At 49.7% G+C, this 17,531-nt stretch carries 18 protein-coding genes; 6 read left to right on the top strand and 12 right to left on the bottom strand.

Features of this window, described 5'->3' with window-relative positions:
• The first annotated feature begins 7 nt into the window (after positions 1 to 7).
• A complete protein-coding gene (locus ACXAGR_RS13225; protein WP_474850944.1) occupies positions 8 to 1,186 on the top strand; it encodes an HD-GYP domain-containing protein in 1,179 nt (392 codons plus the stop codon).
• A gap of 7 nt (positions 1,187 to 1,193) precedes the next feature.
• Here ACXAGR_RS13225 and ACXAGR_RS13220 read toward each other — a convergent pair whose 3' ends face one another.
• Both ACXAGR_RS13220 and ACXAGR_RS13215 read right to left on the bottom strand, forming a co-directional pair.
• Positions 1,194 to 2,321: a general secretion pathway protein GspB gene (locus ACXAGR_RS13220; protein WP_474850942.1), complete on the bottom strand. Its 1,128-nt coding sequence runs from the start codon at positions 2,319 to 2,321 to the stop codon at positions 1,194 to 1,196.
• Complete coding sequence (locus ACXAGR_RS13215) at positions 2,314 to 3,225, bottom strand: ExeA family protein (protein ID WP_474844566.1); 912 nt, start codon at positions 3,223 to 3,225, stop codon at positions 2,314 to 2,316. Before ACXAGR_RS13215 ends, ACXAGR_RS13220 begins: the two co-directional genes overlap by 8 nt.
• Before the next feature lie 136 nt (positions 3,226 to 3,361).
• Between ACXAGR_RS13215 and ACXAGR_RS13210 the strand changes: the two genes are divergently transcribed.
• The 5 genes from ACXAGR_RS13210 to hemW all read left to right on the top strand — a co-directional run bounded on the left by ACXAGR_RS13210 (position 3,362) and on the right by hemW (position 9,520).
• Complete coding sequence (locus ACXAGR_RS13210; RefSeq protein WP_474844839.1) at positions 3,362 to 4,474, top strand: tRNA nucleotidyltransferase/poly(A) polymerase-related protein; 1,113 nt, start codon at positions 3,362 to 3,364, stop codon at positions 4,472 to 4,474.
• A gap of 61 nt (positions 4,475 to 4,535) precedes the next feature.
• Positions 4,536 to 6,488, top strand: a complete 1,953-nt coding sequence (locus ACXAGR_RS13205; RefSeq protein ID WP_474850940.1) for a RecQ family ATP-dependent DNA helicase — start codon at positions 4,536 to 4,538, stop codon at positions 6,486 to 6,488.
• 66 nt (positions 6,489 to 6,554) lie between these two features.
• A complete protein-coding gene (gene srmB, locus ACXAGR_RS13200) occupies positions 6,555 to 7,766 on the top strand; it encodes an ATP-dependent RNA helicase SrmB (RefSeq protein ID WP_474844564.1) in 1,212 nt (403 codons plus the stop codon).
• A 19-nt stretch (positions 7,767 to 7,785) separates the two neighbouring features.
• On the top strand, positions 7,786 to 8,388 hold the full coding sequence (gene rdgB / locus ACXAGR_RS13195) for an RdgB/HAM1 family non-canonical purine NTP pyrophosphatase (RefSeq protein WP_349584811.1): 603 nt from the start codon (positions 7,786 to 7,788) through the stop codon (positions 8,386 to 8,388).
• Positions 8,381 to 9,520 (top strand): radical SAM family heme chaperone HemW, encoded by a 1,140-nt coding sequence (gene hemW, locus ACXAGR_RS13190; protein ID WP_474850938.1) that lies wholly within the window; start codon positions 8,381 to 8,383, stop codon positions 9,518 to 9,520. The genes rdgB and hemW overlap by 8 nt, the downstream gene beginning before the upstream one ends.
• A gap of 4 nt (positions 9,521 to 9,524) precedes the next feature.
• Here hemW and ACXAGR_RS13185 read toward each other — a convergent pair whose 3' ends face one another.
• The 10 genes from ACXAGR_RS13185 to ACXAGR_RS13140 form a co-directional block, all read right to left on the bottom strand.
• Positions 9,525 to 10,319 (bottom strand): DUF2884 family protein, encoded by a 795-nt coding sequence (locus ACXAGR_RS13185; protein WP_232373491.1) that lies wholly within the window; start codon positions 10,317 to 10,319, stop codon positions 9,525 to 9,527.
• A gap of 95 nt (positions 10,320 to 10,414) precedes the next feature.
• A complete protein-coding gene (locus ACXAGR_RS13180) occupies positions 10,415 to 10,921 on the bottom strand; it encodes an Lcl C-terminal domain-containing protein (protein ID WP_303574488.1) in 507 nt (168 codons plus the stop codon).
• A gap of 2 nt (positions 10,922 to 10,923) precedes the next feature.
• Positions 10,924 to 12,594: an Lcl C-terminal domain-containing protein gene (locus ACXAGR_RS13175; protein WP_474850936.1), complete on the bottom strand. Its 1,671-nt coding sequence runs from the start codon at positions 12,592 to 12,594 to the stop codon at positions 10,924 to 10,926.
• A gap of 99 nt (positions 12,595 to 12,693) precedes the next feature.
• Positions 12,694 to 13,185 (bottom strand): PAS domain-containing protein, encoded by a 492-nt coding sequence (locus tag ACXAGR_RS13170; RefSeq protein WP_474850934.1) that lies wholly within the window; start codon positions 13,183 to 13,185, stop codon positions 12,694 to 12,696.
• Positions 13,185 to 14,177 (bottom strand): response regulator, encoded by a 993-nt coding sequence (locus ACXAGR_RS13165; RefSeq protein WP_474850932.1) that lies wholly within the window; start codon positions 14,175 to 14,177, stop codon positions 13,185 to 13,187. The genes ACXAGR_RS13170 and ACXAGR_RS13165 overlap by 1 nt, the downstream gene beginning before the upstream one ends.
• 209 nt (positions 14,178 to 14,386) lie before the next feature.
• Complete coding sequence (locus tag ACXAGR_RS13160; protein WP_474850930.1) at positions 14,387 to 15,127, bottom strand: LrgB family protein; 741 nt, start codon at positions 15,125 to 15,127, stop codon at positions 14,387 to 14,389.
• Positions 15,124 to 15,510, bottom strand: coding sequence for a CidA/LrgA family protein (locus ACXAGR_RS13155; protein WP_474850928.1), 387 nt, complete (start codon positions 15,508 to 15,510; stop codon positions 15,124 to 15,126). Before ACXAGR_RS13155 ends, ACXAGR_RS13160 begins: the two co-directional genes overlap by 4 nt.
• 69 nt (positions 15,511 to 15,579) lie before the next feature.
• Positions 15,580 to 16,410 (bottom strand): LytR/AlgR family response regulator transcription factor, encoded by an 831-nt coding sequence (locus ACXAGR_RS13150; protein WP_474850926.1) that lies wholly within the window; start codon positions 16,408 to 16,410, stop codon positions 15,580 to 15,582.
• Between the two features lie 17 nt (positions 16,411 to 16,427).
• A complete protein-coding gene (locus ACXAGR_RS13145; protein WP_474850924.1) occupies positions 16,428 to 16,775 on the bottom strand; it encodes a DUF3718 domain-containing protein in 348 nt (115 codons plus the stop codon).
• Positions 16,776 to 17,097: 322 nt separating this feature from the next.
• Complete coding sequence (locus ACXAGR_RS13140; protein ID WP_474844556.1) at positions 17,098 to 17,427, bottom strand: hypothetical protein; 330 nt, start codon at positions 17,425 to 17,427, stop codon at positions 17,098 to 17,100.
• Between the last annotated feature and the right edge of the window lie 104 nt (positions 17,428 to 17,531).

The raw sequence follows: 17,531 nt of genomic DNA, 5'->3' as shown, positions 1-17,531 counted from the left end.
ACATTGCATGCTAAAAAACGTGACTATTGATGAACTCATTCCGGGTATGTACGTCAATCAGGTTTTAGAACAAACCGGACAATTACGCGTGCGCTCCAGCGGCGTGGTGAAATCACCGGTATCCATCGGTAAGCTGAAGGAAATGGGGATCACCGTGGTAGAAGTCGACTTTGCCAGAAGTCAGTTGCCGGAAGCAGCAATGGTCAGTGACCAGGTGCCCGCCCCTTCACCTGCCACACAGTCGAATTCAGACGCTCTGAATGCCGCCAGCGTACTTTATGAAGAAGCCGTGAGCTTACAGCAGTCTTTCATCACTTCGCTCAACAAGGACGCTCCTAATGATCTCTCGCAGGCATCAGACCTGTCATCCAGCATCATTGATGCAGTTTTCGATAATCAGGATGCCATGTCCTGCCTGACAATGATAAAGAATTCAGATCAATACCTGCTTGAACATTCGATTAACTGTTCCATCCTGATGGCTATGTTTGCCCAGCATCTTGGTTATGATCGGGATACGATTGATGAAGCTTGTATGGGCGCATTGCTTATGGACGTGGGTATGTCGCAGATCCCACAGGAACTGAGGCATAAAAATGGAAAACTGAGTCAGGCCGACTGGGATGTGGTGAAAAGCCATGTTGATATTGGCGTGGAACTGGTAGAGCAAGGGGGACAAATTTCAGATTTGGCATTGTCGGTTATATCTCAACACCACGAACGGGAAGACGGTTCCGGCTACCCGAAAGCACTGAAGAGTGACACCATCTCCCCCCTGTCAAAAATGGCGGCTATTGTGGACTGTTACGATGCGATGATTTCCAACCGCCCTCACAAAGACAGCATTACACCGGCCCTTGCGCTGAAAAGGCTGGCTAAAGATCCGTCTCTTGACAGCGTGTTAGTTAAACAGTTCGTGCAGTGTGTCGGTGTTCACCCCGTGGGCTCGCTGGTAAAACTGAAAAGCGGGAGACTGGGGATCATCAGTAAACAAAATCCCGACGATCTCACCTCACCGGTGGTAATGACTTTCTACAGCATTACCGGAGGTCACTTCAGTGAAATTAAACGCATTGATTTGCTTACTGTCGACGATGAAATTGAGTCAGGTGTCCGCCCTGATGATTTTGGCATTAATCTGCCGAAATTTTTCAAAGATGTATTTATCAGCCAGGTGCCAGGCTGAAACCCGGTCACCAGTCTGTTAACGCCGCCATAGAAAACTCTTTGTTTTCGAAACTCAAAATAACCCGCTGAGCTTCAATTTTCACTATTTGCACCTTGTCATCAATCCAGTCCCCTTCCCCGAGTTGTTTGCCGTTCACTCTGACCCAGCGGTCAGACGGACGACTGGCATACATATGCGCATTAAACGCCATACCCGGTAAACGGGTAAGCATTCTGACAGGAAGTTGATCGACACGGGGTAAATCGTCACGCACGGTGATCTGTGTTTCAGGCTCATCTTCGGTAGCCTTATTGTCCAAATCTTCAATGGCCTTGTTAAACCGTGCCATAAGCTCCGGTGACACATTCACATCGCTTTCCTGCGGCGCATTGATGATTTCACCGCCTAAATCTGAGGCCTGCGCAGCAGTATCATTCCCTGCGCCATCTCTGTTCACCGGATTGGCGGACACAGTATTTTGCTGCCCGGTTGCGCTCTGGTTTGGGATTGCGCTTATTTCACGCTGACTCCCTGCGGTGGCATCAGGAACTGGGTTTAATTCATTTGTATTAATTACCGGGCTGCTATCCACTGCGGCAATATTGTTACCGGCTGGCACCACAGCCTCTCCGGTAGATTTCAGGTTTGTGCTGTCTTCAGGTGTTGTTCCCGGTATCTCCTGTCCGTTTCCGCGCTCATCGCCGGCGGACACGATATTTACCGTATCAGGCCACCACGCAGGGTAACTGCCGATGGCACCACCTATAATCAGTCCGGCCAGAATGACACCGGCAAAAGACACTGCCTGTCTGGTATACACTTTCCACAACGACGGCATTCCCTGCACAGTGGGAAGGAACAAGCTGCGGTTAAATTGATCTGACAACCCGGCATCAAACTTACTGACACTGGTGTCGTGTTCTCCCCTGAGCAGCGCCTGCGTTTGCGTGCGGTGATGCACCGGCTTTTCAATTTCAACGGCTTGAGCAGGGTCAACTTCAACTTCCTGCACTCCCATTTCCGCCAGGCCCTGTACCATGGCGTCACTGGATACCAGACCACTTTTGCGAATTTTAACCGGCCCGTTCTGCTCAGTGATGCGAATAATCACCATACCGGGTTTCAGCTCTCCAATTTTAATGAGGTCAGACATACAACCTCCCGAGGCCAAAGCCAGTCACCACAGCAATCACAAACAACAATATCATCAGCCATTTACGCTGACTTTGAATACGCTGGCTCACCACATCCTCGCCAAGAATTTGTTCTGCTGCGGCAAGGAATACAGGTTTCTTCACTACTGCATGCTGTTTGGTGAAAGACAGGGTCAGTGCGCGGTCACAAAGCAAATTAATCACTCTGGGAATTCCGCCAGTGATTTGGTGAATGGCTTTTATCGTCGAAGGGCTGAAAATGCTCACGTCCCCCTTTGCCACACTTAAGCGGTGTGCTACGTAAGAAGAGACTTCCGGTGCGGTGAGCGGTAACAAATGATAACGGGCGGTAATACGCTGAGCCAGCTGCCGTAATTCGTTTCGCTTCAGTAACTGTTGTAATTCAGGCTGCCCGATTAACACCACCTTCAACAGCTTCTCACGGTTGGTTTCCAGATTGGTCAGTAAACGCAGCTGTTCCAGCACTTCAGGCATCAGATGCTGGGCTTCATCAATCATCAGTACCGTATTCATGCCGGCCTGATGATTGTCAGCCAGCTTTGCCAGAATACGATCAGTAAAATATTTCAGACTGGCCTTGTCCACATCATAGGGAATGCCCAGCTCGTCGCAGACGGTAGCCAGCAGTTCCAGAGCAGACAACGTGGGATTTAAAATCATTGCTACCTGGGTATTGTCAGGTAATTGCTGCAACAATCTCCGGGATACCGTGGTTTTCCCGGTGCCAACCTCGCCGGTCAGCATCACAAAACCGCCGCTTTCGCGCAGGCCAAAGGTTAAATGTGCCAGTGCCTCTTTGTGGCGCGGGCTCATATATAAATAATCGGGGTTTGGCGCTATGGAAAACGGGTTGTCCGTCAGTCCAAAATAATTCAGATACATGTGTTTGAGAGAGTTAGCAATTCACCGCGACTAAACTAACCGGCCCGGGTGAATAAGTCAAAATCAAAGCCTTTCGATAAACAAAAAGCCTCTTAGTTCAGGCATAATGAAACAAAACAAACAGCGTGATGGTTTTATGGATGTTTATTTAGTGGGCGGCGCAGTACGGGATGAATTACTTGGACGTCCGGTAACAGAGCGGGACTGGGTAGTAACAGGTGCCACACCACAAGAGATGCTCAGTAAAGGCTATGAACAGGTCGGGAAAGACTTTCCGGTGTTCCTGCATCCGAAAACCAAAGAAGAATATGCCCTTGCCCGCACGGAAAGAAAATCCGGCAGCGGTTACACCGGTTTTGTTTGTTACGCTGCACCTGACGTCACGCTGGAGCAGGATTTGATCCGTCGGGATCTCACCGTAAATGCTATCGCCAGAGACAAAGACGGCAATCTGATTGACCCTTACCAGGGCGTTGAAGATATCGAATCCCGCACATTGCGGCATGTGTCTGAAGCCTTTAGTGAGGATCCCCTGCGGGTATTCCGTGTTGCCCGTTTTGCAGCAAGGTATGCTTATCTCGGGTTTACCGTTGCAGATGAAACAGCGTCACTCATGCGCTCCATGGCTGACAGTGGCGAACTTGCCCATCTTACGGCTGAGCGTGTATGGAAGGAGACTATCCGTGCGTTGGGAGAAATGAATCCTGAAGTCTATTTTCAGGTGCTTGAAAACGCTGATGCACTTGGTTTCTGGTTTTTGGAGCTCATCCCGTCCCGGGCAAACAGTGACTTACGACTTCAGCGGGCAGCTGCGGCGCAATGCAGTGACGACATTCGCTGGGCACTGCTATTTGCAGACGTTTCACCGGAACAAACAGAGAAGTTGTGTGAGCGGATAAAAGCACCCAACAAATACACCGGACTGGCGATCCTGATCAGCCGTTTCAGCAAGAACTTTACCGCATCAAACCAGGCAGAAGACTGGCTTGCCCTGTGTAATCAGTGCGACGCCTGGCGTAAACCGGAACGCTTCACTGACTTTATTACAGCATGCTCACTGATAACGGCCCCCTCAGATATGGTCAATGATTTAGCAACGGCACTGAATGAAGCGGTCAGCAAGGCTGGCAAGCTGAGCGCCAAAGCCTTTGTTGAACAGGGCCTGCGGGGACCGCAAATTGGCGAAGCCATGGATCAGGCCCGTATGGAAATTATTGCGGAGTACCTGCCGGCAAATCAGTCCTCATAGCCAGTCATAAGATATCTGGTTAACGATTAATATCAGTCTAAATCACTTATTGAATAACAATATGCACACCCTGATACAACAGCTTCAACAACGTTTTGGCTTCGACGGTTTCCGCGAAGGTCAGCAACAGACTATTGAGCAGCTTCTGGCCGGTCATTCTTCGCTGGCGGTGTTTCCCACCGGTTCAGGGAAGTCTTTGTGTTATCAGTTCACCGCGACACAATTGCCCCATCTCACACTGGTGATTTCGCCGCTCATTGCGCTGATGCATGATCAGCTGGCATTTCTGCGGAGTAAGGGTATTGCAGCTTCCAGCCTGGATTCCACTCTGAGCAAAGAAGACAGCCAGCAGGTGATGCAGCAGGCACGGGACGGTGAGCTTAAGATCCTGATGATTTCGGTAGAGCGATTTAAAAACGAGCGCTTCCGCCGCTTCATCGACAGCATTCCTGTATCCATGCTGGTGGTGGATGAAGCCCATTGTATCTCCGAATGGGGGCACAATTTTCGTCCCGACTATCTGAAACTGCCCCGCTACCGCCAGTCACTGAACATTCCGCTGGTGCTGTTGCTCACCGCTACGGCGATGCGCCGGGTACAAAAAGACATGGCGCAGAAATTCGATATCGGCCTGCAGCACATCGTACAAACAGGATTCTACAGGGCTAACCTGGACATAGACCTGATTCCGGCACAGAACACCGGTAAATTCCCGTTGCTCACGCAAGTACTTGATGAAACTGCCGGCGCCGGCATTGTGTATGTAACCCAGCAAAAAACGGCGGATGAACTTGCCGGAGAGTTACAAGCAGCAGGTTATTCTGCGGTTTCTTATCATGCAGGCCTTGGTAACGACAACCGTGCTGCTATTCAAAATCGCTTTATGGCGGGTGAAACACGCATCATTGTGGCAACCATCGCCTTTGGTATGGGTATCGATAAAGCAGATATCCGTTTCGTGGTGCATTACGATCTCCCGAAATCCATAGAAAATTACAGTCAGGAAATCGGTCGTGCCGGACGTGACGGACAGAAAAGCCGGTGCGTACTGCTGGCCAGTCTGGACGGCATTAACGTGCTGGAAAACTTTGTCTATGGCGACACACCTGAAAAGCATGCCATTGATACACTACTTAATGAAATCACGGCCAACACACAAAATGGTCAGTGGGAAACCAGGGCCTGGTCGCTGTCGCAAACCACCAATATTCGTCCTTTACCACTGAAGACGCTGCTGGTGCAGCTGGAACTCGCCGGCGCAGTTGAACCTGAGTACAGCTACTACGAAGACGTAAAGGTAAAGTGGCTGACGACTCCTGAACAAATTACACAGCACTTACCGCAGGAACATCAGGGACTGTTCGACGCCATCGTCAGCCACACCCGCTTCAGGAAAATTTGGGGCGTTCCGGATTTCGACGCCCTTCAACACCAAGGATTCCTGAGGGGAATGGTGCTGAGTCTGCTGGAGCAACTGGCTGACAACGGACAGGCTGAACTGGAAACCAAACAACTCACCGATGTGTACCGGGTGAACCCCGAGTTATTCACCCCCGACCTTGCCGGCAACCTTTATCAGTATGCCTGCAAGAATGAAGAATCAGAAATTGCCCGTATTGCTACCATGCTACGCTTTTTCAATCTCGACCGCTGCCTGAATCACAATCTGGCATTGTACTTCGGCGATCAGCATGCACCTGAACACTGCGGGCATTGCTCAGTATGCAGGGGGCAATCACTGAGTCTTAGCCGTGATAACTCAGAAGCTCAGTCCGGCAATATCGCCACTGACATCCAACTGGCCCGCAACTGGCTTTCTGAAAAGCTGCCGGCACAGATGCTGACACCTGTCTTGCTGAGTCGCTTCATGGCCGGACTTACCCAACCCGTTTTCACCAAAATCAAGGCAAAGCAGCAGCCGCAGTTCGGAAAATACGAAGAGACGGCTTATCACGCACTCCTCTGCTGTGCCAATTCTGTTGTGAATGAATCTGAAGGCGCAGTTTCGGGATAATAGTTATCAAAACACAGCGGTGAGGTGCTACAATATGCCTTTATTTTCGCGACGCAAAAACACCGAATGACCTTTGAAGAATTAGAGCTTGATGACAGCCTCTGTCAGGCTGTTACGGAGATGGGATTTAAAAACCCGACTTCCATTCAGTCTCTCGTGATCCCGCCGGCGATGGACGGCAAAGATATCCTCGCATCGGCCCCTACCGGAACCGGAAAAACGGCGGCCTTTTTGCTGCCTGCATGCCAGTTTTTACTGGATTTCCCACGTCGGGAACCCGGTTCGACACGCATCCTTATTCTTACGCCAACCCGTGAACTAGCCTTACAGGTGTATGAGCAGGCACGGGCAATTACCCGTTATACCGAACTGGTATGCGGCGTAATTACCGGCGGCATAAACTATGGTACAGACAGAGAAACACTGAGCCAGAATCTGGATATCCTGGTGGCCACGCCGGGGCGCTTATTTGAGCATATCGAGAAAGAGTCTGCGGATTGTCGCAATATTGAATGCCTTATCCTGGATGAGGCAGATCGTATGCTCGACATGGGGTTTGGTGCCATTGTGGGTCAGATTGCCTCGGAAGCCCGCTGGCGTAAACAGAACATGCTGTTCTCCGCCACACTGGAAGGGCCGGGGGTGAAGTTTTTCTCCCGCGATATTCTTAATGATCCGGTTGAGGTAGAAGCGAATCCTTCACGGAAGGAAAAAGCGAAAACTCATCAGTGGTATCACCTGGCGGATGACATGGCCCACAAACAGGCCATGCTGGTGCATATTCTTAAAAACGACATTACCAATGCGGTGGTGTTTATAAAAACCCGCGAGCGCCTGCAGGCACTGAAAGATTTTCTGATGTCAGAGAAAATTGAAGTGTGCTGGCTGCAGGGAGAAATGCCGCAGGACAAACGCAATGACGCCCTGCTACGTTTTAAATCCGGAAAAGTCCCCGTACTGCTGGCAACCGATGTTGCTGCCCGTGGCATAGACGTACCTAACGTCAGTCATGTCATCAACTTCGATATGCCCCGCAAGGCCGATATCTACGTTCACCGTATTGGCCGCACCGGTCGTGCAGGCGCAAAAGGTACCGCCATATCACTGATTGAAGCTCACGACTTCGACATGGTAGGTAGAGTTGAGCGTTACACCGGTGAACCGCTTAAATCCCGTTTCGTAAAAGATTTGCGGCCTAAGCATAAAGCTCCGAAAAACACCGCGAAGAAAAAGGCCAAAAAGAAAAAAGCCGCCACAGCGAAAAAGAAAAGTAAGTAATCAGTAAGGACGGTTTGATATGTCATTTCCTGAAAAAATTGTACTGGCATCCGGTAACGCCGGCAAAGTGAAGGAATTCACCCGCCTGTTTTCAGCGCTGAACGTGACCGTGGTTCCGCAGAAAGAACTCGGCGTGGAAGACGTTCCGGAAACAGGCACCACATTCGTGGAGAACGCCATTATCAAAGCCCGTCATGCAGCTAAAGTCACCGGCTTGCCGGCGATTGCAGACGACTCAGGGTTGGTAGTGAATGCACTTGGCGGTGCGCCTGGCATCTATTCCGCCCGCTACGCCGGAGCACAGGCCAGCGACAGTGATAACATTGATAAGTTGCTGGCAGCGCTGGATGGTAAAGCAAACCGCCGTGCACATTTCTTTTGTATGCTGGTGTTCATGCGTCATGCAGACGATCCGGTTCCGCTTATCAGTCAGGGTTACTGGCATGGCACGATTACGGATTCTCAGGCCGGTCACGGCGGTTTCGGGTATGATCCGGTGTTTTATGTACCTTCCCATGAATGTACCGCCGCTGAACTGGACCGTCAGGTTAAAAATCAAATCAGCCATCGTGGTCAGGCCATGGCATTTCTGCTCGAACAAATGAGACAAACTTTTGCGTAATCCCTCACTGGGCCTGTATATCCACATTCCCTGGTGTGTTCAGAAATGCCCTTACTGCGACTTCAACTCACACGGGTTGAAGTCATCACTTCCTGAAAATGAATATGTCGCCCATTTGCTGGACGATCTGGCTATTGACGCAGCCCGTGTAAAAGGACGCGAGATCACCAGTATTTTTATCGGCGGCGGTACGCCAAGCTTGTTTTCCGCAGAATCCATAGCAACCCTGCTGGACGGCGTTAAACAACGGGTAGCGTTGTCTGAGCATGCTGAAATCACTCTTGAGGCTAATCCCGGTACTGTGGAAGCGGGACGCTTTGACGGCTATGCTCAGGCCGGAGTAAACAGGATTTCCATGGGGATCCAGAGCTTTCAGAACCATCACCTTAAAGCCCTTGGCCGCATTCACGATACTGACCAGGCAAGCCGGGCCATCACTCTGGCGAAGGCTGCACCGCTGAACAGTTTTAATGTGGATTTGATGCACGGCTTACCGGATCAGAGTATTTCAAATGCGCTGGACGATTTAGATCGTGCCATTGCCATGTCTCCACGCCATCTTTCCTGGTATCAGCTCACCATTGAGCCCAATACACCGTTTTACTCAAAACCTCCTGAGCTGCCCGATGATGATATTTTATGGGAAATCCAGTCACAGGGGCATAAGAGGCTTAAAGCTGCAGGCTTCGAACAGTATGAAATTTCCGGTTACAGCCAACCCGGCTTCCAGTGTCAGCACAATCTGAATTACTGGCGCTTCGGTGATTACCTGGGGATAGGCTGTGGTGCTCACGGTAAAATCACAGATATCAACAGCGGTGAAATAGTCCGAACTGTGAAAGTGAAGCATCCCAGAGGCTACATGGATATTGCCCGCCCATATCTCGATACTTCCTCAACGGTAGAGAAGGAAGATTTAGCCTTCGAATTTTTCATGAACCGGTTCCGTCTTGTCGAACCCTGCCCCAAGCAGGATTTTACTGATTTTACCGGACAGACATTATCTTCTCAGGAATTAGCAGAGCTTTCTAAAGCCCGTGAGCAGGGATTGATTGAAGAATCGGAGTTGCACTGGCAGGTGACGGCAAAAGGCAGGCGATACCTTAACAGTCTGCTCTCAGCATTTGTTTAACGATTTATTCCGAAATAATAATGTCGTAAGGTTTCAGCGCAGGAATATGCTTGCGCAGCTTTTCTTCCAGGTTATTCAGACGGTGTAGTTTGTCACAAAACCACTGGGCTTTATTGTTCAGTGATGCCGGCCCTGCTTCAAAATCCAGTTGCTCACCTACGGCCTCAAGCTGACGGGTGATTTCTTCCACCCTTTCGCTGCTTAAATCTACCCGGTTTTCATCCATGCCGCCAATGGCTGAAAGAATACCGCCGATGGACATTGAGATAGCCTGCTCCAGTTCAGCTTCAATTTCACTGTCGACAAAGTGGTCGACACTTTCCAGTGATCCCGGGCCGATAAAGTAATGGTTGCTGGCATGACGGAACTTGTCTTTAACACGGTTACGCACGCGCTTCATTGCGTGCTGCAACTTCTCGTAACTTTCGTGATCGGTTCCCACCAGCCCCTGATATACGTTATCCACGGTATCTGCTGCCAGGTCTACACCTTCAGTCGCCAGAATAATCATCTTGGGAACAACGTAATGCAGTCCCCGCGAATAATCCCGGAGCCAGCGGCGTTCGGGTACACTCAGGTTTTGCCAGCGACCTTTTACGAACAACTGATCCTGGTCGTTGATTTGAACGACAGTTCGGCTCTTATCAAGGATCCGTAACTGATGTTCGTTAACCACCAGACCATAGGCAAAGTCGATGTCACAGGATATATCTGCTGACGCACAAAAAGGTACCGTGGTGAAAAACACCAGCGGAACTCGCAAAGCAGATAGTAATTTTCGCATTCTCATGCGTAGCATTGTGTACGCCTTACCCCTAAATAAAAAGCCGCGACAAGTCCAACCTGCTAAAATTCAGGTTGAATAAATCGCGGCATTATAAGGGCTGTTAACGGCTAATCAAGCTGTGTACGCACTAAACGCACGTAAACAAATCTGTCCTTTTCTTTAATTGAGTGGCTGGCATTAAAAAATGCGACTACCCAGGAACGTACCGGATCTTCCAGTGAAGGCGTTGATGTCCAGAAATCATCCGGCGGTGTATTAGGGAAAATAGCTTCGTTAATCGCAGGGCGTACACACAAGCGTTCAGTAATTGTCGACAGCTCTTTGATGTTAGGTAAACGCAACCCGGCAAGATCAACGGCATCGGCTTCCTGCGCAGCAATGAGTGCTTCCTGCCAGTTATATTTAGTGGCGGTGCCTGTGCAGGTTGTCCCGTTCCAGGTCTGACCCAGTGAGCAACGCTGCCAGATTAGCTGAGTTTCAATATGCAGAACTTCGCCGTCACCCAAATCTTCAAAATCGTCCTCGCCGGCGGTTTCAATACCATCACCCAGACAGGTCTGAGCCATTAAAGACGCCGAAAACAGCCAGCATAACAATACAAATACAGGTTTCATGCTTATCTCCCTGCCCTTACCAGACGCACACGCGCCGGGCTCGATTTGATTAAGAAGTTATCCAGGCCGGAAGCAAAATCCAGTGCCCAGGCATTTTGTGCCGCATCACCGGACACGCCGTCAGCACTTGGCATGCGGGTCCAGTACCATAACTTGTCTTCACCGGCCGCCAGTGTGCCGGCGAAAGGAAAATAGTCATCATCAAGCATCACGCCGCTGGGCTGACCGAAATGAATAATCGACATCAGTTCCTGATGTGTCGGCATACGCCAGTCGTAGAACCCGCACAGGCCCTGAGCGTTTACCGCACTGACATAAGCCTGAGTGTTACAGTTAGTCATTGTACAGCTGGCGGTAGTCGTAGTCTGCGGGCCCTGATAACCTCCGTTTTGCGCAGAGAAAAACCAGGAATAGGTGTTATCTGCATCACGAAGTCCGGCATCGTCGGTTTTCTTCTCCCAGATAAGACCGGTGATGTTATCACGTACACAAGACCAGGCCTGCGACGTATCGTCTTCTTCATCACCGTTGCTATTGAGTTTGGTGAAATCAAAACCCGCTTTACCACGGCCTGCCTTTTCAAGGAAACCGGCAGCACTGATCACATCCCCCCCCCGCTGTCCGTCCTGACCGGGAAAATCGTTCTGCTGGGTATTGGCGTAGGCTGTATTATTCGCCTGCACTGTAACGCCGGTGTCGTTTAACAAAGGAACGGGCATGGGACGGACGGTAACGAAAATTTCGTCATAGACGATATGACCGAAGGCATCACTCACGGCAAGGGTATAACTCATTTGCGTTTCCACATCGACCTGCGGCGCAATCGCATACGTTGAAAGAGCATCTGCATCGCGGACCATACCGGCACTGCCTGACGCTTCCCATTCGCTGAGTAGCGGTAAACCGGCGGATACCGTCGTACTTGCAACGCCATTGAGGACAATCCGCTCACCACTGAATACCGCCTGGTCGTTGCCGGCACTGACCTTTGGTAAGGTCTGGCTTTCTGACAATGTATTCAGGGTAACAGTGGCGGTATCTGTGGCACCTTCTGCATCAGTAACAGTCAGCGTCAGTGTCAGCGCCTGCGCACTGGTTTCCACCGGCATAGTAATGGTTATCGAAGGCTGATCAGTGGCGATACCATTTAAAACACTGTTACCTGAAGTTTGTTGCCACTCCCAGGCTGCAATGGGGTTTGCTGAATCCGGAGCATCCTCGTCTGTACTGGCCAACCCGCTCAGCTCCACGCTACTGCCGGCAGAGTATGTATTCTGCGGCTGACCGGCTTCCTGCTCCGGCGTGATCACAGCTGTCGGTGACACATTTACCGGCCTGACCAGAATATTTAAGGTATCAGAATCGCTGTTACCGCTGCTATTGGTGACAGTCAGGGTAACAACAAACGACGTGTCTGTGGTAACGACAGGTGCAGTAAAAACCGCGTCTGCTACTGTATTGTCATCCTGCGTGATAGTGGCAGAAGGCGTTACAGACCAGCGCCAGGTTGCGCCGTCGGTATTGCCTGTAGCACTGCCACTCAAACTGGCGTCCGTGGCCTCCAGTACTTCAATGTCGGCACCGGCATTCACGTAAATAGCATTGGGATTAGTAGGCGTGCCACCGGAGTCATCACCGCCGCCTCCGCCGCATGCACTCAGCACGAGACTCATCAAGAAAACGGCGAATCCGTGCCGGCACGGAAGGTGTGGAGAAATTCGAAACATCACGTCGTCTTACCCTCTGAAAAAGAAAACGCCGGTGTATTCAGTTTATTGTGGTGAACGTCTTTCCTTGCGTTCTTCACTGCTCACCTGCAACGCTTCAAGTTGCTTTTTACCGGACGCGATATCCGTCATATCGTAAATCATTACGCTGATATGGTCGGTTTTCCCGTTCGCCGATGTTAAAGGTGCCAGTGTGATATTCTGATACATGTACGGCTCATTACCTGTAATCGGCCGGTAATTGTGAAACTTGAACAAATGAGGCCGCTGTTCCCAGGTCATGAATGCCCGGGTTTTCAACTCGAATACAGGTTTGCACTTTTTAGCAAACCAGCTTTCATTGATGTGAGGGAAAATGCTGAATAAGGTTTTGTCACGCACTTCGCTGGGTAAGAGGCCGCTGTGGCTTTCCATGAAGCCATTCCATACCTTTACCTGAAATGCTCTGTCCAGAACGATAATGCCAACATCAACACTTTGCAGCATATCCATCATCCAGTGGAAAGACTGCATTTGCTCTAATTCACTGTCCTGCATTACATATCCTCCAGTAAATGAGCAAGTTTGGCGTTCATGGTTTGCATAGAGTCTTCGGTGAAAAGAATTAACAGGTCACAGTTCACATTGTAGCCTTCCAGCCCGTAACTCAGTTCAATTGCCAGAGTACGTTTCCACTTCACCTGATTAGTCTGAATAATATCGGTAATCGCACGGTGCTGCCCCAGAACAATGGGCTGCCCCTGTGCAAAAGTCACGTCCATTTGTTGCGCCAGGCCAGTAAGGCAGGTGCCGATAAGAATACTGGCCGCATCCATTAGCAACTCAAGCTGCAACTGATCGTCCACATCCTCCTGCACATCGAGAATTTTTGCCACATCTTCAAAGCTGGAATCACTGAGAATACACATGACTTCGCCGCGGATCCCTGAGCCGATAAAGCCCTGACACACTGCCGTTACCTGCTCATGGCTGTCTATATCCGACAGCATCATGCGCATTTCAGATGCTTCAATAAGATTCACATTGGGGATAGGCAGGTGAACAAACACATTCATCGTCCGCGCAAGGTGGTCACCCGCCCGTCCCATGGCAATATTAGTGATTTCCTGATAGCAGTCGCGGATATCCGGCTCCAGTTCAACGGACTCTTCAACTTCCGGCTCGTTTTCCAGCAAATTATGTTTAACCAGCACGCTTTCCAGCGTTGCAGGGTCCACGGGCTTGCGAATAAACTCCAGTGCTCCCAGCCGGGTTACCCGTTCATGAGCCTCGGGCTGTATATCCCCGGAGATCACAACAACTTTGGTTTTCAGCCCCTTATCCTGAATGGCCTGCAAGGTGGCGTATCCGTCCATCACCGGCATATTCAAATCCAGTAATAACAGTTGTCCTTTACCCTGCTCTAAAGCGGCAACCGCTTCCTGACCATTTTTGGCGAAATGAACAGCGACATCCCAGTCAGGCGGCAAGCACTTTGCTACCTGTTTGCGTGCTACCAGCGAGTCGTCACAAACCAATACCGAAATCATGTAAAAAGATTACCTTCCTTTAGCCTTCGCAGAATTGCGAAATCTTTTGCAGAAATTGTCTGACCATGAACATTGTACACCGTGCATACAACAGTTTTCAGTCAACTGAAACCCTTATACATTGATAGCAGGATTCTGAGTAATTTCCATTCGTCATTGGTGTAACACGGCGGTTATTTTTTAAACGCAGCTTACTGCTTATGACTCTGTTATGCGAACAATAAAGGCAGGATAATGGCCGTCATGATGCCGTTCAGACACAAACCTAATGTTGCCAGCGCGCCGGTGCGCTCGCTCATTTGCAATGCTTTGGCGGTCCCCACTGCATGACACACAGCCCCCAGCGCGACACCACGGGCTTGCGGCAGAGTGACATTTAACAAGTGATAGACTCCCGGCGCAATTACCGCCCCCACGATGCCTGTAGTAATAACGAATACAGCAGCCAGCGCAGGAATACCATTGATTTGCGCAGTCGCCTCCATCGCCAGCGGCGTAGTAATGGACTTCGCCAGCATGGTCATCTGAATAGCCAGCGGTGCATCATAAAACCACACTGTCAGCCATGCTGTTAACGGTGCGATGACGCCGGCAAAAAATACCGCCAGAACCAGACGCCAGCCCAGTTCACGAATTTTTTGCCACTGAGCATACATAGGGATCGCCAGCGCCACCGTGGCCGGCCCCAATAACCAGTGAATAAAGCCCGCCTCATGCTGATAATTACCCGTTCCCTGTCCGCTTATTAAAATAACCATGCCGGTGATCACCGCAGTGACCAGAACAGGGTTCGCCAGCGGATGTCCGCGGGTTCTGCGTGCAACGGATAATGCGAGTAAATAGGCCACAATAGTTATACTTATCCAGATAAATCCCGTTGCTGAAAAAGAAGGCACAACGAGCGCTGAGACACTTGCAAACCAGTCATTAAATGCCTGTACAACAGTCATAAGCCGGCATCTTCTTCTGAATCTACAGCAACAGATTGCAATAAACGTTGCGCTATCCACCCACTGAGGCCCAGGCTGACAGTGGTTGAAACAATGATGGCTAACCCGATGCCGGTCAGGTTTTCGCTGATTTGCTGCCAGTAGACGCCAACGCCCAGCACAGCAGGAACAAAAAGCATCGCCATATGCCTTAACAGCGGGGCCCCGCCCGATATCAGCACGACAGGAGTTTTCCTGCAAAGAAACTGAAAGGCGAGCAACATTAAGAGTCCGCCGAGTGTGCCGGGAAACGGCAGTGCCAATACTCTTACCAGCATCTCTCCGCAGAAATAAAAAAGAAAGATCGCAGCCAGACCGGCAAGCATGTGCAGCAGGTTATTCATAGGCGTCCGTGTTAATGAAGATAAGGCAGTGTATCTGACAGAGACCGGGTCTCACAACCGACAATGGTCTTAGTTCGAAGTATTGATACGTGATGTTCTCATCGCATAATGCTGACTTATCTTAAGTTTTATGTTGCCAGACAAGTGAATAAACCGGGGGCGCCTGCAACATTCATCGATTCTGACAATAGCAGTACAATTAATTATGGCTGAGCGGCTGATACGCGTAAATTGATCCGGCAATTTGCGCTGCATATCACAGAGCGAGCAACGGACAACATGATTTTCAGACAGACAGTGCACAACTAGATAGTCCCCTGCAGCTTCTATCCAAATGATGTCGCCATATTCAAGATATGTCCACTCACCCGCACAACGTAAACTCAGACGACGTTCAAAACCCGGGTGGTTAAGTTGACGGTTCAACCTCGCTTTCAGTGCGCTTACGGAAATACCAGCCTGGAGCGAAATAGTTTTACAAGCGGATTCATAACCGGCGCGTTCCGTACGGGCACTGAACAGTGCGTGCTGATGTTGCAGACAAGACCGGACATTTTCCTTTGAAGGAGGCATAGAGATAAATCCTCCAGCATTGATAGCGAAGGCCTTTAAAGCTTCCTCATTTGTACTGCCGGCAATAACAAGTGGACATAGGTGAGGGCCGGTAACAGCAAAAGAGTTGAGACAACTTATTAATATTGAGTTGCGGGAACCATTAAACCAGTAAAGTTCTTCGGGGGTACGGCATATTGTCACACATCCAACCTGCGGGATATCTTCTAATATCAGCCTGAGTGACGAATGATACTGCTCATTCTCAATCATCACCAGTACATTAAGCAGGGGTAGCGGACCGGCTACAACTTCTGTGTGGCTGCCGGTACCGTTTTGACTTTCCATGTTCGTACCTGCCGGGGTTAACGCCGGGCTGTTAATGTTTCATCCTGAAGCTTCAGTCGTCTCGCGATCAATTCACTGGTGTCCATTGCACGGTGGCGTTCTGCAAAGGACATCATATCTTCACCATTACAGACTAATCCTTCATGAAGAACTTTCAGTGACACCCTCGAATCTCTTACTGCGTTTTTTAAAGCACGGGTATCATCCTTACGGATAGCATGACATACAGATACAAGGCTGCTCTCAAGCCATCTGGGATAGGTTGCGGCAATTGCATTTGAGCTTGTCACAGGAATAATGAATGACGCGCTGGTAATAACAGCGACAATTAACGCGGTGTTGCGTTTGGGAAGTTTAGATTTCATGGTCGTCTCCTTGTTAAAATCACCTTCCATCAGGTCGATGGTCAGGATATTGATAACGTAGAGAAGTGTTGTTAAAAGGACTGTGAAGAATCGATGAATCGCAAAGTTTTGAGATCTTGCGATGAACAACATTTTTTTGCCGTTCACTTATCGGCAACAGAAGGAATACATCGTGCTAAAAACACATTTTGTCACATTCATATTTAGTACGAAGATGAGTAAAAAACGAGGGAGGAAAAGAATTAAGCAGGTCAGTTCAGGTTCTGTTTGAAAGCGGCCCGGGATATTTGCCGGGCTCCGGAAGGCGTAGTTCAATGGCAGATCAGAAAGCGCTGTCCTGATGCACTTTAATGAACATAGGCGTTTCAGCTTTGCTGTAATCTACCTTGTATTCTTTACCATTCAGTGTCTGAATGAACACCAGTGTTTTTTCGTCACCGAAGACATCGCCGGTTGTAATATCAACCAGTTCCATGTCCATCATTTTGGCTTCACGCTTGTTATCAGGGATTTTTCCTTCGTACCGCTTAATACCTTTATGAGTCACGATTACCGGCGGATTATCATCACCGTTAACAATCAATAAATCGAATTTACGAACTTTATGAATAATGGTATTGCGGCCACTTACCAGGAAGGGCTTCTCAGTCATTCTTATCTCCATGCTGGCTGGCTAAAATTAGTGTAAAGGAAAGATAGCAAAGAATCTGACACCTTGCACTACGCCACAGGCAAATTTCGCCTTAAACCACCGAC

It is taken from the genome of Alteromonas sp. ABH4_457 (assembly GCF_056160625.1).
Note: the sequence above shows the minus strand (reverse complement) of the source record. Positions and strands in the feature narration are given on the sequence as shown.

What these genes read in the sequence shown, in the direction of transcription:
- ACXAGR_RS13225 (WP_474850944.1), top strand. Translation starts at nt 8, where the DNA reads ATGCTAAAAAACGTGACTATTGATGAACTCATTCCGGGTATGTACGTC.
- ACXAGR_RS13220 (WP_474850942.1), bottom strand. Translation starts at nt 2,321, where the DNA reads ATGTCTGACCTCATTAAAATTGGAGAGCTGAAACCCGGTATGGTGATT.
- ACXAGR_RS13215 (WP_474844566.1), bottom strand. Translation starts at nt 3,225, where the DNA reads ATGTATCTGAATTATTTTGGACTGACGGACAACCCGTTTTCCATAGCG.
- ACXAGR_RS13210 (WP_474844839.1), top strand. Translation starts at nt 3,362, where the DNA reads ATGGATGTTTATTTAGTGGGCGGCGCAGTACGGGATGAATTACTTGGA.
- ACXAGR_RS13205 (WP_474850940.1), top strand. Translation starts at nt 4,536, where the DNA reads ATGCACACCCTGATACAACAGCTTCAACAACGTTTTGGCTTCGACGGT.
- srmB (WP_474844564.1), top strand. Translation starts at nt 6,555, where the DNA reads ATGACCTTTGAAGAATTAGAGCTTGATGACAGCCTCTGTCAGGCTGTT.
- rdgB (WP_349584811.1), top strand. Translation starts at nt 7,786, where the DNA reads ATGTCATTTCCTGAAAAAATTGTACTGGCATCCGGTAACGCCGGCAAA.
- ACXAGR_RS13185 (WP_232373491.1), bottom strand. Translation starts at nt 10,319, where the DNA reads ATGCTACGCATGAGAATGCGAAAATTACTATCTGCTTTGCGAGTTCCG.
- ACXAGR_RS13180 (WP_303574488.1), bottom strand. Translation starts at nt 10,921, where the DNA reads ATGAAACCTGTATTTGTATTGTTATGCTGGCTGTTTTCGGCGTCTTTA.
- ACXAGR_RS13175 (WP_474850936.1), bottom strand. Translation starts at nt 12,594, where the DNA reads ATGAGTCTCGTGCTGAGTGCATGCGGCGGAGGCGGCGGTGATGACTCC.
- ACXAGR_RS13170 (WP_474850934.1), bottom strand. Translation starts at nt 13,185, where the DNA reads ATGCAGGACAGTGAATTAGAGCAAATGCAGTCTTTCCACTGGATGATG.
- ACXAGR_RS13165 (WP_474850932.1), bottom strand. Translation starts at nt 14,177, where the DNA reads ATGATTTCGGTATTGGTTTGTGACGACTCGCTGGTAGCACGCAAACAG.
- ACXAGR_RS13160 (WP_474850930.1), bottom strand. Translation starts at nt 15,127, where the DNA reads ATGACTGTTGTACAGGCATTTAATGACTGGTTTGCAAGTGTCTCAGCG.
- ACXAGR_RS13155 (WP_474850928.1), bottom strand. Translation starts at nt 15,510, where the DNA reads ATGAATAACCTGCTGCACATGCTTGCCGGTCTGGCTGCGATCTTTCTT.
- ACXAGR_RS13150 (WP_474850926.1), bottom strand. Translation starts at nt 16,410, where the DNA reads ATGGAAAGTCAAAACGGTACCGGCAGCCACACAGAAGTTGTAGCCGGT.
- ACXAGR_RS13145 (WP_474850924.1), bottom strand. Translation starts at nt 16,775, where the DNA reads ATGAAATCTAAACTTCCCAAACGCAACACCGCGTTAATTGTCGCTGTT.
- ACXAGR_RS13140 (WP_474844556.1), bottom strand. Translation starts at nt 17,427, where the DNA reads ATGACTGAGAAGCCCTTCCTGGTAAGTGGCCGCAATACCATTATTCAT.